Raw genomic sequence first — 10732 nt, 5'->3', positions numbered from 1 at the left:
CACGATGGGCGCCCTGCACGCGGGCCATCTGAGTCTGGTGAAACGCAGCCAGAGCGAGTGTGATTTCACGGTCGTTTCGATCTTCGTCAATCCGAAACAATTTTCGCCGGCGGAAGATTTCGCCAAGTATCCGCGAAATTTGGAAGCCGATGTCGCGCAGTTGGCGGTGCTCGGCGTGCCACTAGTGTTTGCACCCGAGGCCAGTGAAATGTATCCGCCTGGCTTTGGCACCTCGGTCGAATTGAACGGCCTGGCGGAACCGTGGGAAGGAGCGCTGCGGCCGGGGCATTTTCGTGGCGTGGCCACCGTGGTGATGAAGCTGTTTCAAATCGCGCCGGCCGATCGGGCATATTTTGGCCGCAAAGATTATCAACAAGCACTGGCCGTGCGACGCATGGTCGCCGATCTTAATTTGCCTATCGAAATTGTCGTTTGCCCCACGGTCCGCGATGCCGATGGCCTGGCCCTCAGCTCGCGAAATGTGTATTTAACCGCCGAGCAGCGGCAACACGCCCTGGTTCTACCGCGCAGCCTACAGTTTGCCCGCGAAATGTTCGATGCCGGCGAGCGCAACGCCGCGAAAATCTGCGAAGCGATGCGACGGATGATCACCAACGAGCCGGACGTGCAAATGGATTACGCCACGGTTGCCGATGCGGAAACGCTGGCGGAACTCAACCATATCGAAACGTCCGCCGTCGCGCTGGTCGCCGCCCATGTGGGACAAACCCGGCTGATCGACAACGAACTGTTTGGACCCTCCGAAAGGAATTGAACCGCGGAGACGCAGAGACGCGGAGAAAACAATTTAGGATGTAGGAGGATGTAAGATTTGAAAACAAGCTCCTCAATTCTTACATCCTACATTCTAAATCCTAATTCCTACATTTGCTTTCCTCTCCGCGACTCTGCGTCTCTGCGGTTAAAACACATGCAAACCATCCTGTTTCACATCCCGAACCAAGTCGGCGGCCTACCATTATTGGGGTTCGGCATTTTGCTGGCGGTGTGGGTTGTCATTTGCATTTCGCGGCTCGGCTGGCTGTTCTATCAGCATGCGCCGATGAACGCGGTGTGGAGTGAAATTCCCATCATGCTGCTGCTCGGCGCCGTGCTGGCCTGGGTGCTGCCGCGGTTGTCCGACGATGTGGGTCTGCCGATCCGCGGTTATGGAGTGATGGTTTTCCTGGGCGTCGTGGCGGGCGTGGCGCTGGCCGTGTATCGCGCGAAGCAAGAAGGATACGATCCGGATCTCGTTTACTCGCTGGCCCTGTGGATGTGCGTGGCGGCGATTGCTGGGGCGCGGCTGTTTTACATTATCGAATACTGGCAGGAATATCAGCGTCCCACGCTGGCAGCGACTTTGGGCGCGATCGTCAATTACACCCAGGGCGGGCTGGTCGTGTACGGTTCATTTGCCGGCGGCTGCATCGCGGCCAGTTGGTTCTTCATGCGGCACAAGCTTCCGGTGCTCAAATTCGCCGATATCATCGCCCCCAGTCTGGTTTTGGGCCTGGCCTTGGGGCGCGTCGGGTGCTTTCTTAACGGTTGCTGCTACGGTGGCTTGTGCGATCGTCCCTGGGCGGTCACGTTTCCCGTCGGTTCGCCGGCGTACATGAATCAGGCCGATCGCGGACAGCTTGTGCTCGACGGCATTCATTTCGATTTTAATCCATTCGCACCGGCAACCATCCAATCGCTGGACGATAATTCGCCCGTCGCTCAGGCCGGCCTGCACGTGGGCGACCGTTTGACAGCCATCGTCGTCGAGCCGCCCCATTCGGATAAGCAATATCCCTATCCGGCCGACGAAACCGCCGATCTCACCGTGGCCGGCGCGGTCGAAGCGCTGACCAACATTCAACAGCCCGGAACGAAAGTCACTTTCCGAGTGATCGATGCCGGCGGCCAACTGGCTGGGCACACGTGGACATTGACCGCTCCCGCGCCGCTGCCGCCGCGCAGCCTGCCGGTGCATCCCACGCAGTTGTACAGTGCGTTGGGCGCGCTGTTGCTCACGCTGTTTCTGCTGGCCTGGTATCCATTCCGCCGGCACGCCGGCGAAGTGACGGCTTTGATGATCACCATTTACCCGGTGATGCGAATTCTGGAAGAATCGATCCGCACCGACGAGCCGCTCGTGGCCCGCACCGGCATGACCATTTCGCAAAACATCAGCGTGCTGCTGATGGTGGCCGCCATCACGCTGTGGATTTTCGTCATTCGCAGCCCGCGGCTGAAATACTTCCAATCGCCGCAAATCAGCGCGACGTAATTCCAAGCCGACGGCTTTGCCGTCGACCTCCGACCACAAGCGGTCGGCTTGGGCGCGCTACCCTCCGTTGATGCCCTTGGCAATCCGCTCCGCTTCTTCCTGGGTGAAGTGGCCGGAGATTTGGGCCTTTCCATCGGCAATTTTGCTGCGAATGGTCGGCGCACTCAACACTTTGCCATCGACCATGATGACCATCGGCTTGCCGAGGTTTTCTTCGGTCAGCTTCGACATTTTTTTCGCCCCTTGTGCAGTAAACGAAACTGAAATCGCGGGCTGACCCAGGCCGTCGGTCGTCGCCGTGGCCTCGGCAATGTCGGCGTTTGTCAGCTCCGCTTCCGGGTGCAAATAAATTTTCACATTCGGGCCCTCAGGCGCCGTAGCCTCGGTCAACCCCGTCGCCGGTTGATCATCGGCCCGGTGAAATTCAATTTTCGGCGGAGTGATGCCCGAACTGCGATCAGACGGAACCGACGATTTCTGTGGTTCAACCGGCTTCACGTCCGGCGGCGGGCCCGGGCTGGCATCCCAAGATTTATCCGCCGGCTTCGAATTTAGTCTTCCCCAATCCACCGGCTCGCGGCCGTCGATAGTGAACACGGCCCGCAATGCTTTCGGATCGGCCTCGTTGGAAATAACCTGCACGTGCCCATCGCAAAACAAGGCTCCAAAAACGTTGTCGGGCAAATGCCCTCCGAACGTCGGCAATGGCTTGGTCGGATCAGCTTCGATTTCGATATCCTCCGGCTTGGTCCAGGGAATATCGCGCTTGGCTTCCACGAGCAAAATCGTCATCGCCGTGCCGTCTCGAATCTCCTTCATTTGCGTTCCATTTTCGCTGCCGCCAACCATTCCTTTGCCCGTCGGCATGAAATACGAAGCATTCGTACTGCTTTCCGGATCATGCGGATCGCGAAATTCTTTAGGCATTTTTTTGATCAGTTCGCGGTTGTGTTCGCTATCCCACGGTTCATCGAGATGAAACTGGTCGTACAACGCCTTGTTCTCATCCCACGGATCGATGAATGGCAAAACTGCCACTCGCCAACTCAACAGCGGCTTGCCGTTTTTATCCCGAATTACAGCCGGTGGAAAATGTTTGCGCGCATCTTCGTAATTCAGTAGTGCCAGCGCCAGCATTTTTAGATTGTTCATGCTCTGCGTGCGCAACTTCGCTTCTTTCGCCGACGCCATCGCCGGCATTAAAAAGCCTGCCACCAGTGCCGGGCCTGCTTCGACGTTGGCCGAAACATGAACCGTCTTGTCCGCCGCATCTATCTTCACGTCAGCCAAGGATTTGGTCAAAATGTCAAAAAATTGATGAATCTGCGTCGCTTGCTCCTGGCTGGCGGTCTTTTCCTCCGTTTGCCGCCAGGCCTGCATTTTGGCCTGAAGCAAATTCTGCCCCAGGGTGCGCAGCGCCCCCAACGTGTTGGCCACCTGCTGGGCGCCGTCAGCAGAATCGCATTCCCCCAGCGCGGCGAAAAAGGCGCTGCCAGATTTCTGCCCATCCGGTCCGGCAAACGCCCGGACGATCTGCACATGATCCAGCAGCGGCAAAAACATCGCTGCGACTGGGTTCGATTCAAAATCCTTCGGCAGCTTGTCCAACCCCGCCATCTGCTTGATGAACGGTATTTCCGCCCGATATGCCAGCGGATTGCCCATGAATTCCGGAAACGTGTTGGCGTCCATCAGCTTTTCGCCGCCGCGAATTACCGTTTGAATCTGTTCCTCGCTGCCGGCCACAATCGTCCGATCGTCCACCATGTACAGGCACGGGCCGAAGTCAGGACTGTCTTTCCAAATGAAGTATTCATGGTCGCCCACGTGCTTCGTTTCCAAAAAATCCGGATTGTGCCGCCGCAGTACGTCTTTCCAACCCACGGCCTTTTCCGTTCGAGCGACAATCCGGTCAGGCTGCTTGGTGGAGTGCGTCCAAATGAGCTCAAAATCCGTCACTTCGGTCAGTTTGAATCCGTTTTTGGCTTCGAATTCTTTGTTCAACATGTCGACCAACGGCTGCGTCGCCGGTGCAATTTTCGCTAGCTCATGCGGATCAACGGCGACGACCAACTTGGCATCGGCCGGCACAAATTGAAATGTGCGCAGCGCCGCCGGCTGCGGATTCGAAACATCCCACGCCGGGCCATTATCTTTTTTCTTCTCAGCTTGTTTGGCTTCATCCGACTTCCCATCCGCTTGCGGCTTAGCGTCCTCTGACCCCGCCGCCACCGCCACCATTGATCCCGTCTCTTGCGGTCCGCGAATTCCGGCCACGCCAACCGCCATCGCCACAAACACTCCCGCCAAAATGCATTTGCCACTTCGACTCAGCGACTTTTCGACTTTTCGATCTTGCCCACGCTTCAGCCACGCCACACGCTTAATCAGCATGCTGGTGCCCGGCAAAAACGCCCGAGCTGCCCACGGCAACGGCTGGTCATCGGCGCGTAGCGCCAGTTGCGCCAGCGTGGCTAAATACGTTTGCCGGTCGCCGGCCAGCGCCGCCGCCTGCGCGTCGGCGGCCAATTCTTGCTGAATCCGCAACTGCCGGCCCAACCACAACACCAACGGCTGATAAAAATGAATCGCCGACACCAGCCGGGCCAACAGCGCCGTCAAATAATCTCGCCGCGCCACGTGGGCCAACTCATGGGCCAACACGACGCGCCGCTCCGTTTCGGTCCACTGTGGCCAATCAGCAGGCAACAGCAACACGGGCCGCCGCCAGCCGATGGTCGCCGCCGAGCGCAGTTGGTCTGTCTGACATAACGCAACCGGCGGCGCATTCAATTCCACCGCCAGTTGCCGAAGCAGCGCGGTCAATGTCGGATCATCAATCGGCCGTGACCGGCTGCGTAACCTGCCCACCGCCCACACGCCGGCCGCCAATCGCGCCAAACCCAATCCGATTCCCGCCGCCAGCATCCACGGAATCCATTGAGTCCAGACCGCTTGCGGCGGAGCGCTATCTGCAGAGGCAAAATTGGCGCCCGGCTGCAACCACTGCGTCGCCGTTTGCCACCAAGCTGCCGCGGTCGAGAGCACGGACCCCTTGGCGGCATTTACTCCCTCTCCCTTTGTCGGCAGGCTGGAGCGATCGCCCAGATCCATCGTGTTTTGGTCTTCGATTTTTGAATTGGTTTCGACTTTCGGATTTCGGACTTCGGCTTTTTCAATCCATCGCGGCCAAGGACTGGCCAACAACAACACCAGCGGCAATGTCAGCGCCAACACCATTGCGGCACAAGCCACTGCCGCGCTGGGTCCGCGACGCCGCAGCAGCACAAACGCGGCTCCGCCAATCAGCGAGAACAGCAAGACTTGGATGATCATCCAAACAATCGCCGCGGTAATAGGGTTCATGATTGATGCTCCTTCAAAATTTCTTGCAGCATAATCCGCTCTTTGACGGTCAGCTTTTTTTGTTTCAGCAGTTGTACCAACAACTGCTCGCGCGAGCCTTGGAACAACCGCTCGACAACGTCGGCCAACATGCGGCCCGAGACTTCTTCCTGCGAGCGCGTAGGCCGAAAGCGAAACGGCCGCTCGCCGGGCAATTGCTTCAAAAATCCCTTTTCCACCAAAATCCGCACCAGCGTGGCAATGGTGGTGTAGGCCCGATCCAACCCGGCGGCGGCCAATTGCTCGCGGGCTTCGACGGCATCCAGCTCGCCGTGTTTCCAAAACACCTGCATGACTTCCAGTTCACGCTCGGTCAATTCTTTGGCACGCGGCCTGGCCATGCTCACTCCTCCCGAATTGGAAAACACATCAATGTCGAATGACGAAATCCCAATGACCAATGATATTTCATTCAAACATTGGTCATTGGTGCTTGGTCATTGGTCGTTCCGCCGCCTCGGCGACATTTGGTTTCTTAGATTTGGTTTTATAGTAGCAGAGAACTTCCGGTCTTGCAAGCGATTTTTTCTCTGCGGGAAGAATTCTTTTTGGCCCTTAGTTTGCGTATATCCGTATAAAACTCGTCGTAACTTGTTTGACATTCCCGCGAAAACGCCCATGATGATTTGCTCCGGCTCTTCCGATTTGCTGGGTAAAACGCAGTGTTTTCGGGGGGAACTTTCCCCGCTTTCGCGGCGTCCAATGTGTGGAGTTACGGTGAACGACGACCTGCAACTCATTGACGAAACGTTACAGGGAAACTCGTCAGCCTTCGGACGCTTGGTTACCCGTTACCAGGACCGGCTGTACAACACGCTGGTCCACGTGACGGGGTCGGCGGAAGATGGGCGCGACGTGTGCCAGGACGCGTTTGTCCAGGCGTTCATCAAATTGCGCTCGTTTCAACGGTCCAGTGCGTTTTATACGTGGCTGTACCGCATTGCACTGAACATGGCCGCCAGCCGCCGGAGACGAAAAAAACCCACCCTGTCGGTTTACGAACACCGCGAGGCGACCGGTTACGAACCCATCGGGCGCGTCGACCCGCCATCGGAGCCGCTGGAACAGCAGGAACGGGCCGCTCGGGTGCAAGAAGCGCTGGCAACGCTGGACGACGATTTCCGCACGGTGCTGGTGCTGCGCGAAATTGACGGCCATTCGTACGAAGCCATCGCCCAAATGCTCGATCTGCCGTTGGGCACCGTTCGCAGCCGCTTGCACCGAGCGCGGATGGAATTGCGGGAATTACTGAAAGGCGTCCTCGTGACGCAGTGACAAATACTTTTATGGCTCATTCGGAAAACGACATTCTGATTAGCGCTTACCTCGACGGCGAGCTGTCTGCCGAAGAGCGTGCCCGCGCCGAACAACTGCTTTCCGCCAATGCCGAAGCCCGGCAGTTGCTGGAAGAATTGCGGGCCTTGCGCGCCGGATTGCAGGAGCTGCCGCAGCACCGGCTGGAGATCGATTTTGCCCAGCGCGTCCTGCAAAAGGCCGAAGGAGAACTGGCCCATCAGCAGGGCCTAATCGATAACACGACCGCGGCGTCAATCCCGGAAGCCGCGCCGCTTCCTGAGACGAATCAACATTCGAATCAGCCAGCTTTTCAACCCGCATCCGCCGGCACTCGCCACCGGCCATCAGTCATTCGGCGCTTCCCCGTGAACCGCCGGGGTGTGGTTTGGTCGCTGCTGGCCGTTGCCGCTGCGGTGTTGATTATGGTCTCCAACCGACCGCCTGAACAAAACCGCCGCAAAGGAGGGCCAATCGACGAACCCATGGTTGTTCGCGCTCCGGCGGCGCCGGAACAACAAGTAGCCACTGCAAAACAGCTTCCATCCCTTCCGGAACTGAAGCCTGCCGAAAACGGCTCGGCGCAACCTGGGAATGAGCAATTCGCAGATGATCGAATGCGCAACCGTGCCCACAATGACGACGGCGGTCTTGTTTCCCGTGGCCTGATCGCTGCCGATAAATCTGCCACTTCGCAGCCCGCTCCGGCAGACGTTCCGCTGGCCGACACCAACCACGATTTCTATGGCTTTACCGCCGGCCGGCTGTCGGCGAAACCGCCTGCCGCCGAGGTCCCGACGACTGGCACGTCCGACAATCTACTGTTGGTTCAAGTGGAAATGTCGCCCGAGGCCGCGCGGCAAGGGAAATTCGACCAATTGTTGGCCAAAAATCAAATTGCGCTGGAGGCGCAAAAGCATCCACTTCATTTCGCCTTGGGTTCCACCAAAGCCGTGGAACAATCTAAAAATCCCAGCGGCGATGTTCGCCACATGCTGCAGCAACGTGAACTCAGCGGGGCGATCGATTCGGTTTCCGCCGTGAATGCTCCCGGAGCGAATGCCGCCTTGGGGACAAGAAAAGCCGAATTGTCGGGAACGTTGAATCCTGCCGGTCAGCAGCCCGTGGATCTTGTCATGGTGGAAGCCACGCCGGAGCAAATTCAGCAGACGCTGGCCGATTTGCGTCATGAGCCGCAACTGTTTTCTGCGGTCGCCGTGACCACCGTTCCGTCGAAGATCGTGAAGGAGGACGCCAACGGAAAGTGGTACTCCGATCGGGATGCACTCAACAAAACCGAGAAGGATTCCGCCCAAAACGCAATCTCTCAATACAACTCGACTGCGTTGGCCGGCCAGCAGAAAACCGACAGCCAGTCGCTAAGCCGCGCTATCCGATTGGACTTGCCGCCGCCAACCGAGCAGCCTTCGTTCGATGTATCAAAAATCGCTGCGGATAGTCTTTCCAGCGATGAGAAAAAATCGGTTGATTCGGAGGCGCTTGATCGTGGTGCCCGCAGCAGCGCAATTAATGTCGGCGGATTGGGGGGCGGCGGATTCGGTACCGGTGGCAGTTTCAGCGGCGGTAGCGAAGCAGGCAGTAATGGCGAATCTGGCGCTGGCGGCGAACGTGGACACGGCGCTCGAACGGCTGGAACAAATACGCTTTCCATCAATCAATCGCTGACCGCACCCGTCAACACTCCAAACCAGGTGCTGGTCGGTGAGTTGTCAAAATCAGCGGCGCCGATCGAAGGGTTGTCCAACGCCACGGCGCCTGCCGCTGGATTGCCGGCAGTACCCCCGACCGGAGCCGCCGCCTCGGCCCCGCCGGTTGCCCTCTCAGTCAGCTCATCGCTGGCTATCGCTTCTCCCAGACCTACGCCGCAGCGAGCCCTGTTTGTATTCCGGATTGCAAACGCGCCGGCAGAACAAAATCCCGCGCCGGGAGCAGAGCCCGCAAATCCATCGGCCGGAAAATAGCGTTGGCAATTTGGCGCCCTTGCCAAACCCCTGCTGGCATCATGCGACCGACGCTGTTAGCATAAAGCCGTGGGGGTTCCAGTGAATGGACCGCCGTGTGCTCACGGCGGGCGATGGTTTCCGAATTCGGAGAAACATCGATTCCATTTTGAGGATCTAAAAATCCAATCAACCGCGCAAACTACTCGGGAGCAATCATCATGCGTTGTGGTCAAAGCGTAAGGAAAACCAGTCTCGTAATCATCGGTTTGATGTTCGCGGCAAACTTTGCGGTGCGGACTCAAGCGGGCGATTTTACCGTCGAGAAAACCGCTGACGGCGTGACCGTCAACTTGGACGGCAAGCTGTTCACAAAATACGTGATTCAATCGGGCAAAAAGCCCGTGTTGTGGCCCATTATTGGCCCGACAGGCAAACCGATGACGCGGCCGTGGCCGATGGATACCGCAGCGGTCGACGAAGAAAAGTCGGCCAAAGGCGGCAAGCTTCCCAAAGGCGACATCCTTACCGACGATCATCCGTGGCACCGCTCCTTGTGGTTCAGCTACCAAAGCGTGGACGGCAACAATTTATGGGAAGAACATCCAAATCCCCCGACGGGTTCCACCAAACACAAGGACTTCGTGGAAGTGTCGGGCGGCCCGAAGGCAAAAATCGTCACTACCAACGATTGGCTCGACCCAGACGGTAAAAAATTGCTGGAAGATGAGCGCGCCATTACTTGCAGCACCGATGGCGATAATCGCATTATCGACTTTGATATTACGCTGAAGGCCACCGATGGAGATGTCGTTTTCGGCGATGAAAAAGACGGGGTGTTTGGAATTCGAGTTCCCGATACGATGCGCGTCGATGCCAAGCAGGGGGGCACGTTCGTCAACAGTGATGGAAAAGTCGACGAAGACGAGAATCCTGAACAGTTTCCCAAGGGCGCTACCGGCGACCCCAAGTGTCAGCGAGCTGTATGGGGCAATCGGGCATCGTGGGTCGATTATCATGGGCCGGTCGAAGGAGAACAGCTCGGAATTGCAATCTTGGAACACCCCAGCAGCTTTGGTTACCCAACCCGTTGGCACACGCGCGATTATGGCTTATTCGCAGCCAATGTGTTTGGTCAGCACGTCTTTGACGACACCTTGCCCAAGGCCAGCACCACGCTCAAAGCCGGCGACACGATGAGTTTCCATTTTCGCGTGATATTTCATAAAGGCGACGAAAAAGAAGGCCATATTGCGGAGGCTTTCACCAAATATGAGGCCGAAAAACCGTAGTTGAACGGCGCTGCTGAGGATTCATTTCAGAAAAAATCCGACCCGTGATATGGCCATTTTCTGGCTTTCTGCCAAAAACCGGGGCCCGCGCCGAAGTAATCTTGCCCAAATTGCCGATAGCATAATCTATCAGCAGTTGCCCTCGCTTATCCAATCCGCACAGTGGCCCTTAATTATCGCCGCAGTGCATGACACAGGAGATCACGCATCCAATGTTGACTAACATGGAGCGCCTGCACAACTTGGAAACATTGAGAAATTATGTCAGCAAAATCTTATGCCAGCACGATCAGCTTGAGCTGGACGCCTTCCGGATGACCGAACGCTTGTTAGTCCGGGGCAGTAAACCATGCGGCATCTTTTTCTGCCTGCACGGACCCCGATCGGTAAAAGTTACGGCAATTTGGGAAACTGAGCGCAACACGATTCTGTTCTACAATTCGACCGGCCAGCGGTTTCATCGCACTCGATTAACGAGTGCCCTGACTTTAATGCCCTGCGCGGCC

The 10732-nt window shown here is 57.3% G+C and carries 7 protein-coding genes; 5 read left to right on the top strand and 2 right to left on the bottom strand.

The features are described 5' to 3' along the window. On the top strand, nt 1-775 hold a 775-nt coding region (panC, locus tag VMJ32_11195), incomplete at its 5' end, for a pantoate--beta-alanine ligase (protein ID HTQ39588.1). Between the two features lie 156 nt (nt 776-931). After that, nucleotides 932-2275 carry a prolipoprotein diacylglyceryl transferase family protein gene (locus tag VMJ32_11190; protein ID HTQ39587.1) on the top strand — a complete coding sequence of 448 codons (1344 nt, stop codon included), beginning with the start codon at nt 932-934 and terminating at the stop codon, nt 2273-2275. Between the two features lie 57 nt (nt 2276-2332). Here the strand turns inward: VMJ32_11190 and VMJ32_11185 are convergent, their stop codons facing one another. Beyond that, a complete protein-coding gene (locus VMJ32_11185) occupies nt 2333-5641 on the bottom strand; it encodes a DUF1559 domain-containing protein (GenBank protein HTQ39586.1) in 3309 nt (1102 codons plus the stop codon). Beyond that, nucleotides 5638-6021, bottom strand: a complete 384-nt coding sequence (locus tag VMJ32_11180) for a BlaI/MecI/CopY family transcriptional regulator (GenBank protein ID HTQ39585.1) — start codon at nt 6019-6021, stop codon at nt 5638-5640. Before VMJ32_11180 ends, VMJ32_11185 begins: the two co-directional genes overlap by 4 nt. A gap of 277 nt (nt 6022-6298) precedes the next feature. Between VMJ32_11180 and VMJ32_11175 the strand changes: the two genes are divergently transcribed. The 3 genes from VMJ32_11175 to VMJ32_11165 all read left to right on the top strand — a co-directional run bounded on the left by VMJ32_11175 (nt 6299) and on the right by VMJ32_11165 (nt 10226). Further along, nucleotides 6299-6955: a sigma-70 family RNA polymerase sigma factor gene (locus VMJ32_11175; GenBank protein HTQ39584.1), complete on the top strand. Its 657-nt coding sequence runs from the start codon at nt 6299-6301 to the stop codon at nt 6953-6955. A gap of 11 nt (nt 6956-6966) precedes the next feature. Then, complete coding sequence (locus VMJ32_11170) at nt 6967-8955, top strand: hypothetical protein (GenBank protein HTQ39583.1); 1989 nt, start codon at nt 6967-6969, stop codon at nt 8953-8955. 200 nt (nt 8956-9155) lie between these two features. Further along, on the top strand, nt 9156-10226 hold the full coding sequence (locus VMJ32_11165; protein ID HTQ39582.1) for a PmoA family protein: 1071 nt from the start codon (nt 9156-9158) through the stop codon (nt 10224-10226). The last annotated feature ends 506 nt before the right edge of the window (nt 10227-10732 follow it).

The organism is Pirellulales bacterium (assembly GCA_035499655.1).
Lineage (GTDB): Bacteria > Planctomycetota > Planctomycetia > Pirellulales > JADZDJ01 > DATJYL01.
This window is presented reverse-complemented; position numbering and strand designations above follow the sequence as displayed.

What these genes read in the sequence shown, in the direction of transcription:
- VMJ32_11180 (HTQ39585.1), bottom strand. Translation starts at nt 6,021, where the DNA reads ATGGCCAGGCCGCGTGCCAAAGAATTGACCGAGCGTGAACTGGAAGTC.
- VMJ32_11185 (HTQ39586.1), bottom strand. Translation starts at nt 5,641, where the DNA reads ATGAACCCTATTACCGCGGCGATTGTTTGGATGATCATCCAAGTCTTG.
- VMJ32_11165 (HTQ39582.1), top strand. Translation starts at nt 9,156, where the DNA reads ATGCGTTGTGGTCAAAGCGTAAGGAAAACCAGTCTCGTAATCATCGGT.
- VMJ32_11170 (HTQ39583.1), top strand. Translation starts at nt 6,967, where the DNA reads ATGGCTCATTCGGAAAACGACATTCTGATTAGCGCTTACCTCGACGGC.
- VMJ32_11175 (HTQ39584.1), top strand. Translation starts at nt 6,299, where the DNA reads ATGATGATTTGCTCCGGCTCTTCCGATTTGCTGGGTAAAACGCAGTGT.
- VMJ32_11190 (HTQ39587.1), top strand. Translation starts at nt 932, where the DNA reads ATGCAAACCATCCTGTTTCACATCCCGAACCAAGTCGGCGGCCTACCA.